Origin of the sequence: Roseobacter sp. EG26, assembly GCF_049830555.1 — a bacterium.
Classification (GTDB): Bacteria; Pseudomonadota; Alphaproteobacteria; order Rhodobacterales; family Rhodobacteraceae; genus Roseobacter.
Window position 1 is genome coordinate 844,012 of the sequence record NZ_JBNBLH010000001.1, and the last position, 22,593, is coordinate 866,604.

At 59.0% G+C, this 22,593-nt stretch carries 25 protein-coding genes; 12 read left to right on the forward strand and 13 right to left on the reverse strand.

Annotation, left to right across the window (positions count from 1 at the left end; all coding sequences use genetic code 11):
• Positions 1 to 6 precede the first annotated feature (6 nt).
• Positions 7 to 984, forward strand: coding sequence for a DUF808 domain-containing protein (locus ACOTTU_RS04140; protein ID WP_425656173.1), 978 nt, complete (start codon positions 7 to 9; stop codon positions 982 to 984).
• Positions 985 to 1,018: 34 nt separating this feature from the next.
• Here the strand turns inward: ACOTTU_RS04140 and ACOTTU_RS04145 are convergent, their stop codons facing one another.
• Together ACOTTU_RS04145 and tkt are read right to left on the reverse strand one after the other, a co-directional pair.
• Positions 1,019 to 1,237, reverse strand: a complete 219-nt coding sequence (locus ACOTTU_RS04145) for a hypothetical protein (RefSeq protein WP_425656174.1) — start codon at positions 1,235 to 1,237, stop codon at positions 1,019 to 1,021.
• A gap of 253 nt (positions 1,238 to 1,490) precedes the next feature.
• Positions 1,491 to 3,509 carry a transketolase gene (gene tkt, locus ACOTTU_RS04150; protein ID WP_425656468.1) on the reverse strand — a complete coding sequence of 673 codons (2,019 nt, stop codon included), beginning with the start codon at positions 3,507 to 3,509 and terminating at the stop codon, positions 1,491 to 1,493.
• A gap of 281 nt (positions 3,510 to 3,790) precedes the next feature.
• Here tkt and ACOTTU_RS04155 point away from each other — a divergent pair, with 281 nt between their 5' ends.
• From ACOTTU_RS04155 to ACOTTU_RS04165, 3 genes are read left to right on the forward strand one after another with little or no spacing between them, the layout of a single operon-like run.
• Positions 3,791 to 4,276, forward strand: coding sequence for a hypothetical protein (locus tag ACOTTU_RS04155; RefSeq protein ID WP_425656175.1), 486 nt, complete (start codon positions 3,791 to 3,793; stop codon positions 4,274 to 4,276).
• Positions 4,276 to 4,668, forward strand: a complete 393-nt coding sequence (locus tag ACOTTU_RS04160; protein ID WP_298911856.1) for a cell division protein ZapA — start codon at positions 4,276 to 4,278, stop codon at positions 4,666 to 4,668. The genes ACOTTU_RS04155 and ACOTTU_RS04160 overlap by 1 nt, the downstream gene beginning before the upstream one ends.
• A 32-nt stretch (positions 4,669 to 4,700) precedes the next feature.
• Positions 4,701 to 5,000, forward strand: coding sequence for an MliC family protein (locus ACOTTU_RS04165; RefSeq protein WP_425656176.1), 300 nt, complete (start codon positions 4,701 to 4,703; stop codon positions 4,998 to 5,000).
• A 10-nt stretch (positions 5,001 to 5,010) separates the two neighbouring features.
• Here the strand turns inward: ACOTTU_RS04165 and grxD are convergent, their stop codons facing one another.
• A complete protein-coding gene (gene grxD, locus ACOTTU_RS04170; RefSeq protein ID WP_425656177.1) occupies positions 5,011 to 5,373 on the reverse strand; it encodes a Grx4 family monothiol glutaredoxin in 363 nt (120 codons plus the stop codon).
• A gap of 60 nt (positions 5,374 to 5,433) precedes the next feature.
• On the reverse strand, positions 5,434 to 5,670 hold the full coding sequence (locus ACOTTU_RS04175; RefSeq protein WP_298911847.1) for a BolA/IbaG family iron-sulfur metabolism protein: 237 nt from the start codon (positions 5,668 to 5,670) through the stop codon (positions 5,434 to 5,436).
• Positions 5,671 to 5,834: 164 nt separating this feature from the next.
• On the opposite strand from ACOTTU_RS04175, the gene ACOTTU_RS04180 reads away from it, so the two are divergent.
• The 5 genes from ACOTTU_RS04180 to ACOTTU_RS04200 all read left to right on the forward strand — a co-directional run bounded on the left by ACOTTU_RS04180 (position 5,835) and on the right by ACOTTU_RS04200 (position 11,739).
• Positions 5,835 to 6,803 (forward strand): XdhC family protein, encoded by a 969-nt coding sequence (locus ACOTTU_RS04180; protein WP_425656178.1) that lies wholly within the window; start codon positions 5,835 to 5,837, stop codon positions 6,801 to 6,803.
• Complete coding sequence (locus ACOTTU_RS04185; RefSeq protein ID WP_425656179.1) at positions 6,800 to 7,816, forward strand: molybdopterin-binding protein; 1,017 nt, start codon at positions 6,800 to 6,802, stop codon at positions 7,814 to 7,816. The genes ACOTTU_RS04180 and ACOTTU_RS04185 overlap by 4 nt, the downstream gene beginning before the upstream one ends.
• Positions 7,817 to 7,915: 99 nt before the next feature.
• A complete protein-coding gene (locus tag ACOTTU_RS04190) occupies positions 7,916 to 8,401 on the forward strand; it encodes a (2Fe-2S)-binding protein (RefSeq protein WP_298911837.1) in 486 nt (161 codons plus the stop codon).
• A 92-nt stretch (positions 8,402 to 8,493) separates the two neighbouring features.
• On the forward strand, positions 8,494 to 10,854 hold the full coding sequence (locus ACOTTU_RS04195) for a xanthine dehydrogenase family protein molybdopterin-binding subunit (RefSeq protein WP_425656180.1): 2,361 nt from the start codon (positions 8,494 to 8,496) through the stop codon (positions 10,852 to 10,854).
• Positions 10,855 to 10,947: 93 nt separating this feature from the next.
• Complete coding sequence (locus ACOTTU_RS04200) at positions 10,948 to 11,739, forward strand: FAD binding domain-containing protein (RefSeq protein ID WP_425656181.1); 792 nt, start codon at positions 10,948 to 10,950, stop codon at positions 11,737 to 11,739.
• Between the two features lie 104 nt (positions 11,740 to 11,843).
• On the opposite strand, the gene ACOTTU_RS04205 is transcribed toward ACOTTU_RS04200, so the two are convergent.
• Both ACOTTU_RS04205 and ACOTTU_RS04210 read right to left on the reverse strand, forming a co-directional pair.
• On the reverse strand, positions 11,844 to 12,215 hold the full coding sequence (locus ACOTTU_RS04205; protein ID WP_425656182.1) for a cupin domain-containing protein: 372 nt from the start codon (positions 12,213 to 12,215) through the stop codon (positions 11,844 to 11,846).
• A 14-nt stretch (positions 12,216 to 12,229) separates the two neighbouring features.
• Positions 12,230 to 13,399 carry a M24 family metallopeptidase gene (locus tag ACOTTU_RS04210; RefSeq protein ID WP_425656183.1) on the reverse strand — a complete coding sequence of 390 codons (1,170 nt, stop codon included), beginning with the start codon at positions 13,397 to 13,399 and terminating at the stop codon, positions 12,230 to 12,232.
• 457 nt (positions 13,400 to 13,856) lie between these two features.
• Here ACOTTU_RS04210 and ACOTTU_RS04215 point away from each other — a divergent pair, with 457 nt between their 5' ends.
• On the forward strand, positions 13,857 to 14,654 hold the full coding sequence (locus ACOTTU_RS04215) for a maleate cis-trans isomerase family protein (protein WP_425656184.1): 798 nt from the start codon (positions 13,857 to 13,859) through the stop codon (positions 14,652 to 14,654).
• Positions 14,655 to 14,916: 262 nt separating this feature from the next.
• On the opposite strand, the gene infC is transcribed toward ACOTTU_RS04215, so the two are convergent.
• Positions 14,917 to 15,465 (reverse strand): translation initiation factor IF-3, encoded by a 549-nt coding sequence (gene infC / locus ACOTTU_RS04220; RefSeq protein WP_425656470.1) that lies wholly within the window; start codon positions 15,463 to 15,465, stop codon positions 14,917 to 14,919.
• Between the two features lie 202 nt (positions 15,466 to 15,667).
• Here infC and ACOTTU_RS04225 point away from each other — a divergent pair, with 202 nt between their 5' ends.
• On the forward strand, positions 15,668 to 16,405 hold the full coding sequence (locus ACOTTU_RS04225) for a translation initiation factor 3 (protein WP_425656185.1): 738 nt from the start codon (positions 15,668 to 15,670) through the stop codon (positions 16,403 to 16,405).
• Between the two features lie 62 nt (positions 16,406 to 16,467).
• On the opposite strand, the gene ACOTTU_RS04230 is transcribed toward ACOTTU_RS04225, so the two are convergent.
• The 6 genes from ACOTTU_RS04230 to cysG all read right to left on the reverse strand — a co-directional run bounded on the left by ACOTTU_RS04230 (position 16,468) and on the right by cysG (position 21,918).
• Positions 16,468 to 17,316: a ferredoxin--NADP reductase gene (locus ACOTTU_RS04230; protein ID WP_425656186.1), complete on the reverse strand. Its 849-nt coding sequence runs from the start codon at positions 17,314 to 17,316 to the stop codon at positions 16,468 to 16,470.
• A 72-nt stretch (positions 17,317 to 17,388) separates the two neighbouring features.
• A complete protein-coding gene (locus ACOTTU_RS04235) occupies positions 17,389 to 17,790 on the reverse strand; it encodes a DUF934 domain-containing protein (protein ID WP_425656187.1) in 402 nt (133 codons plus the stop codon).
• The gene (locus ACOTTU_RS04240) at positions 17,787 to 18,536 is read right to left on the reverse strand and encodes a phosphoadenylyl-sulfate reductase (protein ID WP_425656188.1); all 750 of its coding nucleotides are present in this window, start codon (positions 18,534 to 18,536) and stop codon (positions 17,787 to 17,789) included. The genes ACOTTU_RS04235 and ACOTTU_RS04240 overlap by 4 nt, the downstream gene beginning before the upstream one ends.
• The gene (locus ACOTTU_RS04245) at positions 18,526 to 20,190 is read right to left on the reverse strand and encodes a nitrite/sulfite reductase (protein ID WP_425656189.1); all 1,665 of its coding nucleotides are present in this window, start codon (positions 20,188 to 20,190) and stop codon (positions 18,526 to 18,528) included. The genes ACOTTU_RS04240 and ACOTTU_RS04245 overlap by 11 nt, the downstream gene beginning before the upstream one ends.
• Positions 20,183 to 20,488, reverse strand: a complete 306-nt coding sequence (locus tag ACOTTU_RS04250; protein WP_298911805.1) for a DUF2849 domain-containing protein — start codon at positions 20,486 to 20,488, stop codon at positions 20,183 to 20,185. The genes ACOTTU_RS04245 and ACOTTU_RS04250 overlap by 8 nt, the downstream gene beginning before the upstream one ends.
• Entirely contained in the window at positions 20,488 to 21,918 is a 1,431-nt protein-coding gene (gene cysG / locus ACOTTU_RS04255) for a siroheme synthase CysG (protein ID WP_425656190.1), read from the reverse strand. The genes ACOTTU_RS04250 and cysG overlap by 1 nt, the downstream gene beginning before the upstream one ends.
• 140 nt (positions 21,919 to 22,058) lie before the next feature.
• On the opposite strand from cysG, the gene ACOTTU_RS04260 reads away from it, so the two are divergent.
• Complete coding sequence (locus ACOTTU_RS04260; RefSeq protein WP_298911798.1) at positions 22,059 to 22,520, forward strand: Lrp/AsnC family transcriptional regulator; 462 nt, start codon at positions 22,059 to 22,061, stop codon at positions 22,518 to 22,520.
• The last annotated feature ends 73 nt before the right edge of the window (positions 22,521 to 22,593 follow it).

Below are 22,593 nucleotides of genomic sequence, written 5' to 3' on the forward strand. Positions count from 1 at the left end.
GGCAGGATGAGCGGATTGCTGGCGCTTTTGGACGATGTTGCAAGTATTGCGAAGGTCGCGGCCGCCTCAGTGGATGATGTCATTGGTCAAGCGGCGAAGGCAGGCGCAAAGGCCGCAGGGGCGGTGATTGACGATGCCGCCGTAACCCCCAAATACGTTCAGGGGTTCTCCGCCGACCGTGAACTGCCGATCATCTGGCGTATCGCCAAGGGGTCCATGATCAACAAGCTGGTCTATTTGTTGCCGGTTGGTCTTTTGTTGTCCAATTTTGCGCCCTGGCTGATTACACCGCTGCTGATGCTGGGGGGCTGCTACCTCTGTTTTGAGGGGGCCGAGAAGGTCGCCCATGCCCTCGGATTTGGCGGGCACCATCACGCCGCCCATGTTGAAGGAGACCCGGAACCGCAGGATCCCGCGCATTTGGAAGAGCAAAAAGCCGCCGGGGCCATCAAAACCGATTTCATCCTTTCCGCTGAGATCATGACAATCGCACTTGCAGCTATTCCGCCCAGTAATTTTTGGATGGAAACAGCAACGCTTGCAGCGGTGGCCGTAATGATCACGGTGGCCGTTTACGGATCAGTGGCGCTGATCGTGAAGGCGGATGACGCAGGACTGGCGCTGGCAAAGAACGGACGGCTTGGGATCACGCGATCTCTCGGCCGGGGTCTGGTCAAGGCCATGCCGGGTGTCATGTGGACACTCACAGTGGTTGGCACGGCAGCCATGTTGTGGGTTGGTGGCAGTATCGTCATCCACGGTATGGAAGTGCTTGGTGCAGGCTGGCTTGGACACAGCATTCACGATCTGTCCTACGCCATCGGCCACGCGCTGCCACAGGCATTGGTGGGCTTCGGTGAATGGGTCGCCAAGGCTGTCATGGACGGTGTTTTTGGCGTTTTCCTCGGCCTGCTGCTGATCCCGGTTGGTGAAAAGCTGGTCGCCCCCTTATGGCAAAGAGCGTTCGGCGCAGGTCATCACTGACGCTCTGGCACCACGCGTTCGTCTGGCGAGCGCTTCAGGCAAGTGGCGAATAGGAAACCTTGTTGGCCGCTTTCGGGCGTGATGCAACAACCAGCGATTTGATGGTTTTGAGCCCGACCAGCACCAGACATGCAAGGATGCCGTAAACCCAATAGTTGATGGCGGCCTGCACAAACCCGTCCCCAACTGCCAGGGTGATCAATGCCGCAAACGTCCCTACCGATCCTGCCAAAAGGCTCAAGACGACTGCCATTTGATGTCTCCGGTTGCCTGCTACATTCATCCCGCGGTGCACAAGACCGCGCTTTGATAAGAAATGTATCTGCCAAACAAAGCCATTGATCCAGCAAGGAGTGCCTGCGGGAGATTGATCGGCATGTTTCCACCGAAGGTTGAGTGCTCTCTTTTTTCTGTAGCAGCAAAAATTAGAGCGCGGCTGACAGAAGTACCAAGCCGCGCTCATCATTTCACGATCAACCACCACGTCAGTGTGATCCGTTATTTTCTTACTTGATCAGAGACTTGGCCTTTTCGGCAACAGCTTCGGCGGTAATACCAAACTCCTTGTAAAGCGTGGCCGCTGGCGCCGATGCGCCGAAATCATGCATGCCGATAAAACCGGCTTTTTCCCGCCGACCGCGCTCCCCAAAGAGCCAGCGATCCCACCCAAAGCGGATGCCGGCCTCGACAGCCACGCGAACGGGGCCGCCGGGAAGCACACGTTTGCGGTACGATTCGTCCTGCGCCTCGAAAAGCTCCCAACAGGGCATGGAGACGACACGGGTGCCGATGCCTTCTGCCTGCAGGATGTCACGGGCCGCCATGGCGATCTCGACCTCTGAACCGGTCGCCAGCAGAATAGCCTGACGTTTGCCCTCTGCATCCGCCAGAACATAGGCGCCCTGTGCCGTCAGGTTCTTGGTCTTGTGCTCGGTGCGCACGGTGGGCAAGCCCTGCCGCGTCAGGGACAAGACCGAAGGGGTCTCCTTCGAAGACAGCGCCAATTCCCAGGCCTCGGCGGTCTCAATGGTGTCGGCGGGGCGGAATACATGTGTGTTCGGGGTCGCGCGGCTGATCGCCAGATGCTCAACCGGCTGGTGGGTTGGGCCGTCCTCGCCCAGACCGATACTGTCATGCGTCATCACGAAAACCGTGGGGATTTTCATCAAGGCTGCGAGCCGCATGGAGGGCCGTGCGTAATCGGTGAAACACATGAAGGTGCCGCCGTAAGGACGAATGCCGCCATGCAGCGCCATGCCGTTCATTGCGGCGGCCATGCCATGCTCGCGAATACCCCAGTAGACATAGCGGCCCGCCCGGCTGTCCACGTCGAACACACCAAGATCGCCGGTCTTGGTATTGTTGGAGCCGGTCAAATCCGCCGACCCGCCCACGGTTTCAGGCATCACTGGGTTGACGACTTCGAGCACTTTTTCCGAACTGGCCCGCGTGGCGAGTTTCGGTGCGCTTTCCGACATCTGTTTTTTGAACGCCTTGATGGTTGCGCTCAGTTTCTTGGGTGTCTCAAGCGCATAGGCACGGTTGAAGGTTTCGCGTTTTGAACGGGGCAGGGTGTCAAAACGCTCTTCCCAGGCCCGCCGTGTGTCGGCGCCGCGCGCGCCGATGGCCTCCCAGGCGGCTTTGACATCTGCGGGGATCTCGAACGGTCCGGTTTTCCAGCCATAGGCCTCTTTTGCAGCAGCAAGTTGTTCCGGGTCTGTCAGCGCCCCGTGCCCCTTGGAGGTGTCTTGCGCTGCGTGGCCCAGAGCGATGTGGGTTTTACACGCCACCATTGTGGGTTTGTTGCCCTTTTTGGCTTGCGTCAGGGCGGCGTCGATGGCCTCCGGATCATGGCCGTCTACTTCCAGAACGGCCCAGCCTGCGGATTTGAAACGACCGATCTGGTCCGTCTGATCCGACAGGGAAACCGGCCCGTCGATGGTAATGTTGTTATTGTCCCACAAGACAATCAGCTTGCTGAGTTTGTGACGCCCGGCGAGCGTAATCGCCTCCTGGCTCACACCTTCCATCAGGCAACCGTCCCCGGCGATCACATAGGTATAGTGATCTACGACCTTTTTGCCGTATTGCGCGCGCTGAATTTCTTCGGCCATGGCGAAACCCACGGAATTTGCGATGCCCTGACCCAGCGGGCCTGTCGTGGTCTCAATACCTGTTGCATGGCCATATTCCGGATGGCCCGCGGTGATTGCCCCCCATTGGCGGAAATTCTTGATCTGCTCCAGCGTCATGTCCGCATAGCCCGTCAGGTGCAGCAGGGAATAGAGCAGCATCGAACCATGACCGGCCGACAGGATGAACCGGTCGCGATCCGGCCAATTGGGCTGGGAAGGATCAAAATTCAGGTGTTTCTCAAACAATACCGTGGCCACATCCGCCATACCCATCGGCATGCCTGAATGCCCCGAATTTGCGGCAGCGACCGCATCCAGCGTCAACGTGCGGATGGCAGTGGCTTTCGACCAGTGATCGGGGTTGGCGGCAGCGAGGGCTTTGAGATCCACGGGCAAGGTATCCTTTGTCGGTTTCGAGCGGCCCGAAAGAGGGCTGTGCAGCCTGACGGCTGAACTTGCAGCGCTCAATAACAGCCACCCCGCAAAGATCAAGAGCGGGCGGACGGCTTTGCACGCTCCGAACTTCAATAGCGCCGGTCAAACGCTTGATCGCAAAGCAAGGCGCATTTGTTGCACCTGTTGAATAGAGTTACTTTAAAAGAACGGGGTGGCGATTCGGGTCCAAGGCAGTTGGGCAGCCGATCCCGGTAAATGGGACGCATGAGGTGGGCATGAGTGAAATAGAAGAATTGCACAGTCGCATAATGGCGGCCATGGATCGCGTGGCACAGGGTCTTGATGGCCTTGGGCCGGCGGGAGGTGATGACGTCGACGCGCTGAAACAGGCGCTTGAAGAAGAGAAGACGGTCAATGCGCAACTGACCGAACGGGTGCGTGTGCTTGGTGAGCGGCAAGAGCAGGCCCTCGAAGCTCTTGAAGCGAAGGCCAACGCAACAGCCGAACGTATGGAAAAGCTCGATACCGATCTGCAAAAGCTCAGACGGGCAAATGCGCAGTTGTCGGAGGCCTGTGAGGCTTTGCGCAATGCCAATGCCGAAGGCGTTGGTGAGCCCCATCTGATCAACAAGGCCATGATGGCCGAGCTGGAAGCGTTACGCGCTGCACGTGCGGCAGAAATTGCCGAGGCAGACGAGATCATCGCTGCCCTGACACCGCTGCTCGAAGCGGATGGGGCGCAGCCAGAGGGGGCAAGCTGATGCCGGAAATTACAATCTCGATCGGTGGCCGTAAGTTTGACGTGGCCTGCCAGGCGGGCGAAGAACATTATTTGCAGACCGCTGCCAAAATGCTGGATGACGAAGCGCAGGTGCTATCCGATCAGGTCGGGCGTATGCCAGAGGCACGGATGCTTCTGATGGCGGGTCTGATGCTGGCCGACAAGACCGCCAACATCGAAGACCGCGTCGCAGAGGTTCAGGCGAAGCTGACCGAAAGGGAGGCCGAATTGGCTGGTGTTCGGGACGCAAAGGTCGAACCGGAGCGGGTAGAGGTGCCTGTCGTACCGCAATCGGTCACGGACACACTGGCGGAATTGGCGGCGCGGGCCGAGGCGCTGGCCGCCTCTGTTGACGAAAAGACAAACGGATAGGTTGCGTAAAGGCCAGTATCGGCGTTTGCGCGGTGCTGGCGACGCCTCTGGTGGCGCAGGGAACCGAACAGACCTATCTGTGTGACCGGCAGGTGGAAGTGCCCGTTATCTACGTTGCCGGGCCACCTGCCGCTGTGGTCTTGTCGGTTGAAGGTCGGCTGGTCTACCTCGAATCCACACCCAGCGCCTCCGGTGCCCGATATGCGGGGACCGGGCACAAGAGTTCCTATGTGTGGTGGAGCAAAGGTGATGCGGCGATGCTTGCATGGTTCGACGCCCCCTCCGAAGAAGAGACGCCCCTTTACAAGCAATGCACAACAAACGGCAGATAGCGCGACGGGCTTAGCCGTTGGCTTCGCGAATCTTGTCGGCGGCGTCCTTGTCGAAGGTCACACCATTCTCCTCGAGCAGCGTGTCCAGCTCACCCGAAAGCGTCATTTCCGTAATGATGTCGCATCCGCCGACGAATTCGCCTTTCACATAAAGCTGTGGAATGGTCGGCCAGTTGGAAAAATCCTTGATGCCTTGACGAATGCCTTCATCGGACAAAACATTTACATCCGAAAAATCAACACCCATGTAATTCAACACACCAGCAACCCGGCTGGAAAATCCGCATTGCGGCATTTCCTTGGTGCCTTTCATGAACAAGACAACGTCGTTGCTGGTGATGGTCTCTTTGATCTGTGTGTTTGCGTCGGTCATGTGATTTCCCCTCTGGGTCTATACGTGTCGCGCCACTGAAAGGCGCGGATAAATCTGCGGTCAGTCGGGCGCTTTCGTCGTCAGCGCCAGTGCATGAAGCTCGCCGTTAGAGCCGTCCATCTTTCCTTTGAGGGCCGCATAGACTGCGCGTTGCTGCTGCACTCTGTTCTTGCCGCGAAAACTCTCATCAATGACCATGGCTGCCATGTGGACGCCATCCTCGCCTTCCACCTTGATCTCGGCATCAGGGAAGCTGGCACGCAGGAGGTCTTCGATTTCGCGGGCTTGCATTGGCATATGGAGGCTCCATGTTGGTCTTGAGCTAGATGTAGTGGGCAGCGCCGTCAGGGACAAGGTGTCAATTTGTGCACTGCCGCGCAGGTCCACTACTCCCCTTTGGGGGCGTTTTCGGGCAGACATTTCGCGTAACATGGGAAATAGTCGAGGCGAGGAGAAATGCGATGGATGTTTTCGAAAATGCACCTGAACAGGCGTTGGCCTGGCATGAAGCCGGACAGGGGGCGGTTCTGGCCACGGTGATCGAAACCTGGGGATCCGCGCCGCGCCGTGTGGGGGCGCAGCTGGTGATCGCCGGGACCGGCGACATGCAGGGCTCGGTCTCGGGCGGTTGCGTGGAAGGTGCGGTGGTTCTTGAAGCAACGGATGCGCTTGAGAAGGGCGAACAGCGCGTGTTGGAATACGGTGTCAGTGATGGCGACGCATTCGCCGTTGGACTGGCCTGTGGCGGGACAATTCGCATATTGGTCGAACCGGTCGGATCGGTGTTGCCGGTCGAGTTGTTGCGAGGCTTGATGGAAGCGCGCGCCGCCCGCAAACCCGCTGCCTATGTGGTGGATTTGAGTTCGGGCAAACGCGAACTGGCGTTCGGCGGCTATCCGGATCGTTTTGCTATGGACCGGTCGGGCTTTGAAGAAGACGGCAATATCTTTGTCGCGATTCACAATCCTCCCCTGCGTCTGGCAATTGTGGGTGCTGTACATATCGCGCAGGCGCTGGTGCCGATGGCGCGGGTGGCAGGCTATGATCCCTTCATCATAGACCCCAGGGCGGCCTTCGGATCTGAGGCGCGGTTTCCCGGCGAACGCATTTTGTCCGACTGGCCGGATGACGCACTTGATGAGGTGGGTGTGGACAGCCGAACAGCGGTTGTGCTGCTGACACATGATCCGAAACTGGATGATCCTGCCCTGCATGTGGCCCTGAAATCCGACACTTTCTATATCGGTGCGCTGGGGTCAAAACGGACCCATGCCAAACGTGTAGAGCGTCTTGAAGAAGCAGGGGTGAACCCAACGCAAATTGCCCGGATCAGCGGACCCATCGGGCTTGATATCGGTGCTGCCAGCCCGCCCGAGATTGCCGTATCGATCCTGGCGGAAATGACAAAGATATTGAGACGCGGCGCATGAAATTTGGCGCGGTCGACATCGGGCTGGCAGAGGGGGCGGTGCTCGCGCATTCGGTTTCACTGGGCGGGCGGCGCCGGCTGCGCAAGGGCCGCATACTGGGGGCCAGCGACATTGCCACCCTGGCCGGAGCAGGCGTTGACACGGTGACGGTCGCGCGCCTTGCGGCGGATGATGTATTTGAAAACGACGCGGCGGCGGCGCTTGCGGCGGCCATTGTGCCCCGGCCCGATGCCCAGAATATACAAGTAACCGAGGCCTTCACCGGGCGTGTCAACCTGCTGGCAACGGGCCCGGGCGTTGCGATGCTGGATGTTGCGGCGATCGAGGCCATCAATCGCGTGCATCCGATGATCACGATAGCGACCGTGCCGCCCTATCAACAGATGGCGGAAGGCGGGATGTTGGCCACCATCAAGATCATTTCCTATGCGGTGCCAGAGGCCGCATTGGCCAAAGCCTGCGCTGTCGCATCGGAGGCGATCCATCTCGCAAGACCGGTAATAGACAGTGTCGCTTTGGTGATCACCGAGATTGACGGGGGCGCTGGCAGCAAGGGGCAAAAGGCCATTGCAGACAGGGTTGCCGCCTTTGGTCTGACCTTGTCAGAGCCGGTGGTTGTGCCGCATGAGGAGGCCGCGCTGGCGCAGGCGCTGACCGACAGTCGCCGCGCCTTGACGCTGATCCTGACGGGCTCTGCCACCTCGGACACAGAGGATGTCGCACCGGCGGCATTGCGCCGGGCAGGCGGGCGGGTGGCCCGCTTCGGCATGCCGGTTGATCCCGGGAACCTGCTGTTCATCGGTGATCTGGCGCAGCGACCGGTGATTGGTCTGCCCGGCTGTGCCCGATCTCCGGCCCTGAACGGAGCAGATTGGGTTCTGGCCCGCGTCATCTGCGGCATCGAGGTGACAGACAGTGACATTGCCGCGATGGGCGTGGGCGGGTTGCTGAAAGAGATTCCGACCCGGCCACAGCCCCGGGCGGGCAAGCAAAAGACTGACGGCATAGACTAAAGCACTATTGCCCTTCACCAAGATGTTGAAGTTTTGGGTTCTCAACCGGGAAGGGTCGTGCTTAACTCCCGGCAACAACAAAGCTTAAGGGAGGAAACCATGGCTCAGGTCTCAATGACCGTGAACGGGAAAGCCGCGTCCGGGGATGTGGAGGGGCGGACATTGTTGTCGACGTTCCTGCGGGAAAACCTGGAACTGACCGGTACCCACGTGGGATGCGACACCAGTCAATGCGGCGCCTGCGTGGTGCATGTCAACGGCGAAGCGGTGAAATCCTGCACGATGCTTGCGGCAGAAGCCGAAGGTGCGGACGTCACGACCATCGAAGCGATGGCCAATGCGGATGGCTCTCTGAGTACTATCCAGCAGGCGTTTCAGGATCATCACGGGCTACAGTGCGGCTTTTGCACGCCGGGTATGGTGATGAGCGCGTCTGCTCTGCTGAAAGACAACCCGACCCCGTCGGAGGCGGAAATCCGGGAGTACCTTGAGGGCAATATCTGCCGGTGCACAGGGTATCATAATATCGTCAAGGCGATCATGGCCGCTTCGGGTCAGGACGTCAGCAGCATCGCAGCGGAATAATACCTGGCCCAGGCGGGGCCGGTCTCCAACCGATCTCCCGCGACGCCAGCCGCTCGTACAAGGATTACCCACCGAATTTCAGGGAGGAAAACATGCCAAAAGACGGAGGCATTGGCGCAAGCTCAAAGCGCCGCGAAGACGTCCGGTTTCTCACCGGCGCAGGGAATTACACCGATGATATCAATATCCGGGGGCAGGCGCATGTTTTCTTCCTGCGATCAGACATTGCACATGGGACAATAACATCCATCAACACATCTGCAGCCGAGGCCATGCCCGGTGTGGTCAAGGTGTTCACAGGCACGGATTTTGAGGCGGTTGGTGGCATGCCCTGCGGCTGGCAGGTCACGGACAAGCATGGCCAACCTATGCAGGAGCCGCGCCATCCTATTCTGGCCCATGGCAAGGTGCGCCATGTAGGGGAACCGGTTGCCGCAGTGGTTGCCGAGACGCTGGAGCAGGCGCGTGACGCGGCCGAGGCGATCGAGCTGGACATCGCCGAGTTGCCAGCGGTCGTGGACATGAAAGCCGCCGTGGCAGGTGATGCGCCGAAAGTGCATGATGATCTGACGTCAAACCTTTGTTACGATTGGGGTTTTGTGGAGGAGAACAAGGCTGCGACAGATGAGGCCTTCGCGAATGCGGCCCATGTGACGACCCTTGAGCTTGTCAATAACCGCCTTGTGGCCAACCCCATGGAACCGCGTGTCGCAGTGGGGGATTACGCGCGCGGCACGGGTGATTCCACGCTCTACACGACGTCGCAGAACCCGCATGTGATCCGGCTGTTGATGGGGGCCTTTGTTCTGGGCATTCCCGAACACAAGCTGCGGGTTGTGGCCCCGGATGTGGGCGGTGGTTTTGGGACCAAGATTTTCCACTATCAGGAAGAAGCCTTTTGCACCTTCGCGGCCAAGGCGTGTAACCGCCCGGTCAAATGGACGTCGAGCCGCTCAGAAGCCTTCATGTCCGATGCTCATGGCCGGGATCACGTGACCAAGATCGAATTGGCGCTGGACGGTGACAACAACTTTGCGGCCATTCGTACGGAAACCTTCGCGAATATGGGGGCTTACCTCAGCACCTTCGCACCTTCGGTTCCGACCTGGCTGCATGGCACATTGATGGCGGGCAACTATCGCACACCGCTGATCTATGTGAACGTGAAGGCGGTCTTTACCAACACCGTGCCGGTTGATGCCTATCGCGGGGCCGGTCGTCCGGAAGCCACGTTCCAGCTGGAGCGGGTCATCGACAAGGCCGCACGCGAGTTGGGTGTCGATCCCATTGCCCTGCGGCGGCAGAACTTCATCACCGAATTCCCTTACGCCACCCCGGTGGCCGTGGAATACGACACCGGCAACTATGTCGCCACGATGGATAAGCTGGAGGAAATGGGCGACTTGTCCGGCTTCTCAGAAAGACGCGCGGCATCGGAAGCCAAGGGCAAATGGCGGGGGCTTGGCGTCAACTGCTATATCGAAGCCTGCGGTATTGCGCCCTCAAATCTGGTGGGCCAGCTTGGCGCGCGCGCCGGACTTTATGAAAGCGCCACGGTACGGGTGAATGCGACGGGCGGTCTGGTCGTGATGACCGGCAGCCATAGCCACGGGCAGGGTCATGAAACCTCCTTCGCCCAGGTGGTGGCGGATATGATCGGGATCGACGAAAACATGGTCGAGATAGTGCATGGCGACACTGCCAATACGCCGATGGGTATGGGCACCTATGGGTCGCGCTCACTGGCTGTGGGCGGCTCCGCGATGGTGCGGGCAACTGAGAAGATCATCGCCAAGGCCAAGAAGATCGCCAGTCATCTGTTGGAAGCCTCCGAAAGTGACATCGAGCTCAAGGATGGCGCGTTCAGCGTGGCGGGTACGGATAAATCCGTGGCCTGGGGGGATGTGACGCTCGCCGCCTATGTGCCACACAACTATCCGCTGGAAGAGATCGAACCGGGTCTCGAAGAGACGGCCTTTTATGATCCGAGCAATTTCACCTACCCCTCGGGCGCCTATGCCTGCGAGGTTGAGGTGGATCCGGACACCGGCAAGGTCACCATTGAACGTTTCACGGCGGTGGATGATTTCGGCAATGTGGTGAACCCGATGATCGTGACCGGGCAGGTGCATGGCGGATTGGCTCAGGGCATTGGTCAGGCGCTGCTTGAAAACTGCGCCTATGACGAGAATGGCCAGTTGCTGAGTGCCTCCTACATGGACTATGCGATGCCGCGTGCCGATGATCTGCCCATGTTCAGTGTCGATCATTCCTGCCAGACACCCTGCACGCACAACCCTCTGGGCGTGAAAGGCTGCGGTGAGGCCGGGGCCATCGGTTCGCCACCTTCCGTGGTCAATGCGGTTGTGGATGCTCTGCAATCGGGCGGCAAGGACGTCACCCATATCGACATGCCTCTGTCGCCCGCGCGCGTCTGGGCGGCGATGCAGTGATCTGAACCGGGGGTGCGGCCTGTATCCGACCCTCCGGAGATATTTCTGATCCTGATGAGCATGGCTTTGAGGGATCAAAGGAAAGGATGAACGATGTATAATTTTGATGTGGAAACCCCGGGCACTGTGGCGGATGCCGTCGCGGCACTTGGGCGCGATGAAGCACAGGCTTTGGGCGGCGGTCAGACGCTGATCCCGACACTCAAGCAGCGGCTGGCGAGCCCCTCGGTTCTGGTCAGTCTGACCGGCGTGGCGGAAATGAAAGGCGTTTGTGTGGGGGATGATGGCCAGCTTTGCATAGGCGGTGCCACAACTCATGCCGCCGTTGCCAACGAGGCGCGCGCCCATTACGCTGGCCTTGCTGAGCTGGCGAGCCATATCGGTGATCCGGCGGTGCGCAATCGCGGCACCATTGGCGGATCACTGGCCAATAACGACCCTTCCGCATGCTATCCGGCGGCGGCGCTGGGCTCTGGCGCTACAATCGTCACAAACGCGCGCTCGATTGCGGCGGATGACTATTTCGAGGGCATGTTCAGCACCGCGCTGGACGAAGGCGAGATCATTACCGAAGTGCGCTTCCCGATCCCGCAGGCCGCCAACTATCAAAAGTTCCTGCAACCGGCATCGCGTTTCGCACTGGTAGGTGTATTCGTCGCGAAGTATGCCGAAGGCGTTCGCGTCGCCGTAACGGGGGCGTCGAACGATGGTGTCTTCCGCTGGACCGAGGCAGAGACAGCGCTTACCTCGAATTTCTCGGCAGATGCGGTCAGCGGTCTGGCTCTTTCGGGGGATGACATGATCAGCGATCTTCATGGCACGGGTGACTACCGTGCCCATTTGGTCGGCGTTATGACGAAACGGGCCGTGGCAGCTGCCGCCTGATTTAACTATTTCTGCCAGCGGCTTGATTTCATGATGAAAAGCTGCTGGCAGGTCACGCTTTAAACGTGCGCCAATCGTCGATTAGGAATATAGCGTGTCGCAGATCAATACCCGTCAGGCTTGTATCCAAAGAAAACTTTCGTGATATCCTCGCTCACTTCCCAGGTGACTCTGCTGCCATCTTGCACAAAGAGCGTATCGCCAGGCCCTAGGTCACAGGTTTCGCCATCCTCGTGCCGGATGAGCCGACATCGCCCCGACAGGACAGTCATCAATTCATCGCCCTGTTCGGTGCATTCGAAGGCGCCAACCGTGCACCGCCAGATGCCAACGCGGGTAGGGTGACCGGGGCCACCCTTGTCGATGCGCCCATAGGTTCGTGGTGCGCCTTCAAGGATTCGGTAGTCGCTTGCCGGATTGTCGAAGGGCCAGAATTCCAGCGGGCCGACGTCGTCTCCCGGTACAATTTTATGCATGGTCGCCCCCCTTTTCAGATCACGGTCAGTTCCGAGGGCGCGCGTGTGGTCAGCAAGTGACCGCCCTCGGGCCGCACAACGATGTTTTCTTCATGCACCATCATCAGCCCATGACCGTATGACAAGGAAGGTTCCAACGTTAGCACCATGTTCTCCTTTAGCTCGGTGGTATCGAATTCTGCGTGGGAGGGTTGTTCCGTGAGCTGCATGCCCAGCCCGTGGCCAAGCCGCCCGATGTCTCCGCCGCTGGCGTCCATTTCCGAGATCACCTCTGCCATGGCACGGAAAAGATCCTGACAGGTATTGCCGGGGCGGGCGGCCGCAATCCCGGCCTCGGTTGCGCGCCACAAAACGTCATAGGCGCGGCGCGCCGTATCATCGGCCCGCTCAATCGCCCAGTTCCGGTCGAAGTCGCAGAAATACCCATCCCAGCTGCAGCCCGTGTCGATCATCAAAATGTCGCCTGAGCGCAATGGGCGACGGGACGGTGGCGAGATCACATCGGCATACCCGCCCTGATCCGATCCTCCCACCACGTAAGGCGCGTCATCTGCCCCCTGCGCCAGCGCTTCGCGGCGAAAGCTGCGAAAAACCTCATCGAGCGGCATTCCATTGGCAACAATCTCCGGGACGCGATCAAAGGTCGCTGATCCAATGGCGCAGATGTGCGCCAGCTTTTCGATCTCTGCGGGCGATTTGACCATCCGCAGGCCTTGGATCAGGTCGGTAACATCGGTGATTTTCAAGCCGGGCAAGCGGTTGATCAAACGTTCCCAATCCCCCAAGGGCATCCGCAAGGAGGTCTCATGGCCTTTCATGACGCCAATTTTTGCCCGCTTATCCGCAAACGGGCTCAAGAGATCGGACAGCAGACTGATCCCGTCGTCGTCTGGCGCAGGCGCGGCCCAGGTGTGTATGTCCTCCAGCCATGTCTGCCGCATGAGCGCCGCGCCGATTTCGGGGATGATGGCAATTGGTTTCCCGGTGGCCGGGACAAAAAGGAACCATGGTCGCGTCGGGCTTTGCCAGAACAGCGTGTGAAATCCGCTGAAATACCGAACCTCGGGTTCCGTCATCAAGAGCAATCCCGACAGGTCTCTTTCCGCCATCAGGGCCTGCGCTCTGGCGGTGCGCGCTTCGAATTCAGCAGGCGCAAATCCGCGCTCGGGCGTTGTAGATTTCATCCTGTTACCCTTGGTTGGTGTTGAAATAGGGAAGACCATAATCGGCTGCCTTTTCGCTGATCAATATACCGTTCCGCAGCTATTGGAAAACCGAGCCGACAGGATTGAAGATTGCGGTTCTGTCACAGGATCAGGCGGGCGATTTATGGCCCGGCGGTTTACTGTTGCATGAAGAAGCGGTTGCTGCGGATCGACTTACATCACTGTGCAACAGATATGTCGACTGGGTCGGCACTTGGCCTTTCGCCTTTCCCCTCTGCCTGATTACCAATTCTGCCGCAGCGGCGGTGGCGTCAAGCTTCAACCGCCTTGCCAACTCCGTCAGATATGAAATGGTGCGCATTGAGTTATCCGGTCGCCTTAGGGGGTCATTGTCCGACGTGCCGAAAGACACGTCATTTAATATGCCCGACGAGAAACCGCGAATATCGGCTGAACATTTTTTAGGATGGTACCAATGGAAATGGACGTTCCGCAACGGCAGGCCCGGATTGAACGCCTCAGCTTTTCAACCGATGCAGGTGCCGGAGAGCGGGCGCGCATCGGCCTGCTGGTTTTGGAATCCGATCAGACGATTGAGTGGGAATTCCGGTCGCTGACAGATTTTCCTGGTGTTTCCGTTTACCACGCGCGCCTTGCCAATGATGTTCAGGTCACGCCGGAGACGTTGGCGAATATGGCCCATGAATTGCCTGTGGCAGCCGGATTGTTACCTAGCTATCTGGGCCTCAAGGCTATCGGGTACGGATGCACTTCAGCCTCGACGATCATCGGAGAGGCACGGGTGGCGGATATCATCGGACAGGTGCATCCTGGCGTGCCCTCGACCAACCCTCTGACCGCAGCCAAGGCGGCGCTTGCCACGATGGGGGTCAAACGTCTTGGCCTTGTGACGCCCTATTCACCGGAAGTGACCGAAGCGATGCAGGCGAAATTTGACGAGGCCGGAATCGCCGTAACGGCCGTAGGGTCTTTCTATGAAGAAAGCGACCTTGTTGTCGGCAAGATTGACCATCAGTCAATGTTGCAAGGGGCTCTGTCCATTGGCGGTTCCCACGATGTGGATGGGGTTTTCATATCCTGCACGAACCTGAGGGGTGCCGCAGTTGTGGAGGCCGCCGAGCGCGCTTTGAACAAGCCGGTAACGGCCAGCAATCACGCGCTGGCCTGGCATCTTTTGCGGCTGGCGGGCATTCCGGACACCATGGCGGATCAGGGCAGATTGTTTCGCGCGCAATTGGCCCCCAACGCCTAGGCAACACGGTTTCGGGGCAGAGCCGCACGGCATGCAACTCGCACCCCCGCTCGCGCTTTCGAAAATGCGCTGATGGGGAATAGCGCCGACGCGGGATGGCCAGAAAGATCCCGTCAACAACGCATGATCCCGCGAACCCCGGCGTGTACAGCCGAAGTTACCGCATTTCTACGGGTGGGCACATGAAACAGACGCCGTTGTCGAAAGAAAAACGCCCTGTCCGATCCGACAGGGCGCTTTAGAAACCGTAATTCCGGCTGCCTTACTTTGGAAGCGGGCCAATCAACATGACCATCTGGCGGCCTTCCATCTTGGGGAAGTTCTCGACACGTCCTGCCTCTTTGGTGTCTTCTGCCACACGCTCAAGTAACTCGCGGCCAAGATTCTGGTGAGCCATCTCGCGACCCCGGAAACGCAGGGTAATTTTCACCTTATCCCCGTTTTCAAGGAATTTGAACACGTTGCGCATTTTCACATCGTAATCATTGGTGTCGGTGTTCGGGCGGAACTTGACCTCTTTGATCTCAATGATCTTTTGCTTTTTGCGTGCTTCGCTCTCGCGCTTTTGCTGTTCGTATTTGAACTTGCCGAAATCCATGATCTTGCACACGGGTGGGTTGGCATTGGGCGAAATTTCCACAAGATCGAGGCCGGCTTCGTCAGCCATATCCATGGCGCGGTCGGGAGTAACGACACCGACGTTCTCACCATCTGCGCCAATCAGGCGGATTTCTGGGCTACGGATCTTTTCGTTGACGCGCGGGCCGGTCTCTCTTTGGGGCGGCGCGTTATGGGGTCTGCGAGCGATGATGGTCGTCCTTGAATTGTTGCTAAATCTGGAAGTGCAAAGTAACCGCGTGCCTGCGCCACTTCAAGCCGCAAATTAGGCTGGAATGGGCCGATTGGAACAGTTTTCCCCCTTGAAGGTTTTATCTGTGAGGCGCAACTGCCATCACACGGTCAATATGGCTCGGGACACTGAGTCCCGGGCGGCTATAGAGGGAACATTCGTAATGAAAAATCTGGTTTGGATCTTACTCGCAGCGGTGATCATCGGGGGCGGCTACATGCTTTACTCTGGTCAAACCCCGGGTGACGTAGCGCAGGATGCCACTGAAGCCGTCACGGAAGCGGAACCTCTCGAAACCGCAGAAGAGGCTGCGGATGCAGCGGCGGATACTGCCACTGAGGCGGCCGAGGCGGTAGCAGAAACGGCCAATGAAGCGGCAGAGACCATCGCGGAAAACGCAACGGAAGCTGCCGATGAGACTGCGGAGGCTGTTGAAGAGACCGCTGCTGCGGCAAGTGAAGCGGCCTCCGAGGCCGCGGATGCTGTGAGCGATACGGTCGAGCAGGCAACAGATGCAGCCAGCGGCATTGCTGACGCGGTGGCGGAAACGGCAAGCGATGCAGCGGACGCCGTTACCGAAACAGCGCAAGAGGCTCTGAGCGAAGAGTCTTCTACGGTCGATGTAGGCACGGATGCTGTTGAAGACAGTGTGGACACGGCAACCGCAGCAGCGGAATCAGCAACTGAGGACGCGGCAGAAACGGTCGATGCTGCGAAACAGGCAGACGCTCTGACGGTCGACGGCTTTGACTTCGGCAAGGTCGCGGAAATGATCGAGAATTCGGACCTTGAAACGTCCCAAAAGCTGGTGCTGACAAACGCCGTCAAACAGGCGCAGGACAACCCTGAGCTACTCAAGACGGCACTGACCCAGCTGCGTGACGCGCTTGGCGTTCAATAGAAAAAACAAAAGGCGCCTGATCTGGTGATCGGGCGCCTCTCTACAAATGTGTCGGTTATCCGTTAACCGACAAACGCTTTTTCGACCACATAGTGTTTGGGGTCGGAATTGGCCCCTTCTTCCAGCCCGAAACCTTCCAGAATTTCCTTCAGGTCGGTATTCAGACCCAGCGATCCGCAAACCATGGCGCGATCCGTGTCAGCTGAGATACCATCAATGCCCAAATCCGCAAAAACGGTTCCGTCTTTCAGCAGCGTCGTAATACGGCCCATTTTAGGTGAGGTCTCGCGAGTCGTGGTCGGGTAATAGGTCAGCTTGTTCAGGTTCTCTTCCCCCAGAAGCTCCAGCATCAGTTCATCGGTGCGCAGGTTGTCGATCAGCTGGCGACCGTATTCCAGTTCCGCCACGTCGCGGCAGGTGTGGGTGACGATGACTTGGTCGTAATCCTCATAGGTTTGCGGATCGCGCAGCAGCGAGGCAAAAGGCGCAAACCCGGTGCCGGTCGCAAAGAACCACAGACGTTTGCCCGGCAGTAACGCGTCATGCACCAGCGTGCCGACGGGTTTGGGCCGCAGGATGATCTCGTCACCTGGCTGGATGTGTTGTAGCCTGGAGGTCAGCGGGCCGTCCTGCACCTTGATGGAGTAGAATTCCAACTCTTCATCCCAGGACGGGGAGGCGATGGAATAGGCACGCAAAAGCGGTTTCTGCCGCCCGGTTTTCGGGTCCGGGTCGCCCATCAGTCCGATCATCACAAACTCGCCGGAACGGAAGCGCAGTGAGGCGGGGCGTGTCACGCGGAAGGAAAACAGGCGGTCCGTCCAATGTTGAACGGATGTCACGGTCTGCGCATCGGGCAGCGTGGGCACTTTGACGGCGGATGCTTCGGTCACTGGTGTTTGCTCGGTCATAATTATATCAACGCAGGCTTAGCACCTGCGCGTCCCTTTTAGAAAGAAGAGTGAATGGGGGAAAGGTGTCAATCAGCCGCGCAAGCGGGCCTGATAGTTGTTGTCCTGCCAGTTGGCGCGGAATTTCCATTGATCCTCGGGCTGGCGTTGGGCCAGCTCATCGGAGATTTCCACTTCGTCGAAACCCGATCTGCGCGCCATGGCGTATTGATCCGCCAGCACGTGGCCTTTTGCGCGCAAACGACCGCTGAACCCGCGCAACCGCAGCTGTCTGGCAATCGTGAAGCCGCGACCATCCGCAGAAGACGGGAAATCCACCCGGATCATCCGCAATCCTTCGCAAAGCGGAACGGTCGCGGGGTCAACATCCGAGGGCAGGTCCAGTGCGCTGGCGTCATTCGCCGCGTCCAGAGAGATAAAGGGTTCCTGCCAGTCATCGCTGGCAAAACCGCTGTCGGTAACGAGTGTATTCATGAGAGGGCTCCTGTGCGGACCATTTTTCCATTGACGAAGTGGATGCCACATTCGTCTTTTTCACTGTTGCGCCAGCGGCCCGCGCGGGGGTCCTCGCCAGCGGCGACGGGGGAGGTGCAGGGCGCACATCCGATTGACGGGTAGCCTCGGGCGACCAGCGGGTGACGTGGCAGGCGGTTTTCGGCAATGTATTCTGCCACGTCGCCCGGCTGCCAATAGGCCAGTGGGTTGACCTTGATGCGATCTTCACCGGCCTCAACCTCAAAGAAATCAAGGGTGGCCCGCTGACCGGACTGGAAGCGTTTACGACCGGTGATCCAACCGCTGTGACTGGCAAGGGCTGTTTGCAAAGGCGCGGTCTTGCGGAGCGCACAACAGGCGTCCTGATCTGTCAGATGCAATATGCCCTTCGGATCCCGTTGAGACGTCTCCGGGTTGCGAATGATCCGCAGGTTGCGCAGACCGAGACGCTCTGCCACCTCCTGCTGATAAACCAGCGTTTCGGCAAAGAGCATCTCTGTGTCGATAAAGAGCACAGGCACATCGCGGTCGATCATGGCAACCAGATGCAGAAGCGCCACGGATTCAGCACCGAAACTGGAAACCATCGCGAGGTCAGGCACAGCCTGCAATGCTGCTCTCAACACGTCCGTCGCACTATGGTGGCGCAGTTGAGCATTCAACTGATCCACCTTAGTGCTTAGGGCCGGGTTGATCGCCTGGGGGGCAGAGTGATCAAGCGGCATTCGCCTGTGCCTCGGGGTAGAGGGCTGCCTTGAAAGGCGCGAGGCCCAGACGACGGTAGGTTTGCAGGAAGGTTTCCGCAGGCTCGGCGCGCAGATCGAGATAGGCCAGCACCAGCCGTTCGATGGCCGGAATGATTTCATCCGCCGAAAACCCGGGCCCCGCACGTTCGCCGATGCTTGCCGCTTCGGTGCCATCACCGCCCAGCGTGATCTGGTAATTCTCCACACCCGCCCGGTCGAGACCGAGAATGCCGATATGACCCACATGGTGGTGCCCACAGGCGTTGATGCAGCCGGAAATCTTGATCTTCAGAGGGCCGACATCATGCTCCAGCTTCAATTCGTCAAAACGGGTGGCGATTTCCTGTGCAATCGGGATCGACCGGGCCGTGGCCAGCGCACAGTAATCCATACCGGGGCAGGCAATGATGTCCGAGATCAGGCCAATGTTCGCCGTGCCAAGCCCGGCCGCACGCAAAGCGGAATAGACGGAGGGCAGATCGTTTTTGTGCACATGCGGCAGGATCACATTTTGTTCGTGACTGATGCGCAATTCATCATGCCCATAGCGCTTGGCAAGATCCGCCATCAGACGCATCTGGCCCGATGTCGCATCCCCCGGCGTGGCTCCATGCGCCTTGAGGCTGATGGTGACAATCGCATAATCAGGTTCGCGGTGCTCGGCGAGGTTGGTGTCGGACCAACTGCGGAACGCGGGATAATGCTGGCGCGCTTCGTGGTAGGCGCGCACTTCCTCACGGCGGAATTCCGGCAACGCGAAATCACTCTCGATGGCGGCCAGCATTTGCTGGTCCACACCGGTGAACTGCGGGCGGATCAGCGCGTAACGCTCTTCGACGCGCGCGCGGAAATCGTCGAGCCCGTTTTCATGCACGGTGATCTTGATGCGGGCCTTGTATTTATTGTCCCGGCGTCCCAGCAGGTTGTAGACGCTGACGATGGCCTCAAGATAGGGCAGCAGGTCCTCGCGCGGCAGGAAGTCGCGCAGCACCTTGCCGATCATTGGTGTCCGGCCCAGACCACCACCCACGATGACCTCGAAACCGGCCACGCCGTCGCGTTCGACCATGCGCAACCCGATGTCATGCGCCTTGGTGACCGCGCGGTCATTGGGGGAGCCGGTCACGGCCACCTTGAACTTGCGCGGCAGGAACTGGAATTCCGGGTGATCCGTGGACCATTGCCGAATAAGTTCGGCCACCGGGCGCGGATCGGCGATTTCATCCGCCGCAGCCCCGGCAAAATGGTCTGCCGTCACGTTGCGGATGGTGTTGCCGGAGGTCTGGATCGCATGCATCTGCACTTCGGCCAGCGCGTCCAGCATATCGGGCACATCGCGCAGTTGCGGCCAGTTATACTGGATGTTCTGGCGCGTGGTGAAATGGCCGTAGCCTTTGTCCCACTTATCGGCAATGTCGGCCAGCACATGCATCTGGCGGCTGTTGAGCGTGCCGTAGGGGATCGCCACGCGCAGCATATAAGCGTGCAGTTGCAGATAGAGCCCGTTCATCAGGCGCAAAGGTTTGAATTCATCCTCGGTCAGGGAGCCGTCGATGCGGCGTTCCACCTGTGCGCGAAACTGCGCGTTGCGTTCCTTGATGAAGGCGGTGTCGAAATCGGTGTAATTATACATGGCGCGATGCCTCTTGTTTACCGTGTGCGTAGTTGGAAGGTCCGCGTGCGCGGAAGTCTTCACGAAAATGGGTGGGTTTCGGTGCCGCCTCGGTCGTGTCAACGTCTGCGAGATAAGCGCCCACGACAGCATCTGTCTGTTGGGAGGCTTCAATCAGGCGCAAATCTGCATCAGCTTCATCGGTCAGGACTTCCGCTTCGGATAAGTTACGTGTCCATCCGGATGCTGTCTGATAGATTACATCGCCCTCAAGCAAGGCGTTTGCGGTGACAACTTTTGGCGTAAATGCACGTGCCATCAGAGGGCCTCCTGCGCTGGGATTGGATAGGTGTAAAGGGCGTGTTCGGTATCAGCACGGCGCAACCTGGCTGCGGCGGCTTCGCGGGGTGCCAGACCGTAGAAGGTCAGGGCCGGGCCGCTCATCTCCGCCGCCGCAAGTGCCTGTGGCAGGGCATCCAGTGTCGTTTCCAGTATGCGCTGATCGGGTCGCGACGCATTTTCGATCACCGTGACAGGCGTGTGGCGGTCCGCCCCATGCATGATCAGGCGCCCCTGAATGAACCGCGCCGATTTCTTGCCCATGTAAATGGCCGCAACCTCACCGGGACGGGCAAGGGCGGACCAGTCGTGATCGGCAAAGCCGCGCGTGTCATGGCCGGTCAGGAACCGCACAGAGGAATTGCGCCCGCGTTTTGTGAGGCTCTGGCCGATCTCGGCCACGGCGGCGGAGGCCGAGGTGATGCCCGGTACAATGGACCAGGCGATTTCGTGAGCATCTATCGCGTCAATCTCTTCGTCCAGCCGTCCGAAAACGGTGGCATCGCCGGATTTGAGCCGCACCACCTGAGCACCACCCTTGGCATGCGCGACAATCAGGTCGTTGATCTCTTCCTGCTTCATGGAGGGCCCGAAACCTTCCTTGCCCGCGTCGATCATGATCGCTTCGCGACGGGCCAGTTCCAGAATGGGTTTGCTGATCAGACGATCGTAAATCACAACATCCGCTTCATCGAGAACGCGCCGCGCTTTCATTGTCAAAAGGTCAGGATCACCGGGGCCACCACCGACGAAATGCACATGGCCGGGGCGGGCTTTGCGGGCCAGATGATCTTCCAGCAATGTGTCCAGCGCGCGATTGACCCGACCTTCCCCTGCGGTGATGGCCGAAGGACCGGCCTTGAAGTAGTATTCGCGCCAGAAATCGCGCCGCGCGCGACCGAAGGGGAGAGCTTCGGCCGCCTTGCGGAACCGCTTGCCGATGCGGGCAAGGGGGCCCAGGGCGGCTGGCAGGCGTTCTTCGAGATCGGCTTTGAGGGCGCGCGCCAGAACCGGTGCTGCACCTTCGGTGCCAATGGCGATGGTGACGGGATCGCGGTCTACAATCGCAGGCGTGATGAACTGGCTGTGGTGCAGATTGTCCACCACATTGACCAAAGCGCCGTCCGCGCGCGCGATGGCCGCCGTGCGGGCGTCTTCTGCCGCATCCTCGTCTGCGGCGTAAAAGAGCGCCGCACAGAGCGTGTCACCCGGTTGCATCGCGCGGCGCACCAACGTCAGTTTGCCGTCCTCAGCCCATGCGTCGATTTCTGCGGCGGGTGTTTTCGCAAATACGGTGATGTGCCCTGCGGTCTTCATCAGCAAACGCAGTTTGGCCAGCGCGGCTTCACCGCCGCCAGACAGCACAATGCGGCGACCGTGTACGCGCAAGAAGATCGGGAAATGGTCCATGAGGCATCGCCTTTTGAGAATTCGTGCGCTCAATATAGGAAATTATTCCACATATTCGCTAGGTTTGCGTGTTGAAAAGGACGTTTGTTCTGTTTTAGCTGGTGGCGAGAACAGTGACCCAGTTTGAGAGAAAACGCAGAATGAATGTTCGCATTGACGATACAGATCGGAAAATCCTTGCAGAGCTGCAACGCGACGCCAGCCAGTCACTCGATGAAATTGCCGCCCGCGTGGGCTCCTCAAAGACGCCTGTGTGGAACCGGATTCGCAAATTGCGCGAAGCTCAGGTGATCGGGCAGCAGACCGTCATACTGGATGCGGAAGCCCTGGGGTTTGAGGCCTGCTTTTTTGTGCTCATCCGCACGTCGGAACACGAAGCGGACTGGCAGGCGGCCTTTCTGAAAGCGTTGCGGGACAGGCCGGAAGTGCAGGAAGCGCATCGGTTGGCCGGAGATATCGATTACATTCTTAAAGTTCGTGTAAAGAACGCGCGCGCCTATGATGAGTTTTATCAGGCCCTGATTTCCGAAGTTCGGGTGCACAATGTGACAGCGCTTTTGTCCATGGAGGAGATTAAATCCACAACGATGTTGCCGCTTTGAGCGTGATCCAAAGGCGCGGCTGACGCCGCATTACATTCTTGGGAAGGCTCTGAGGTGAGCCCGGTATTCAGGT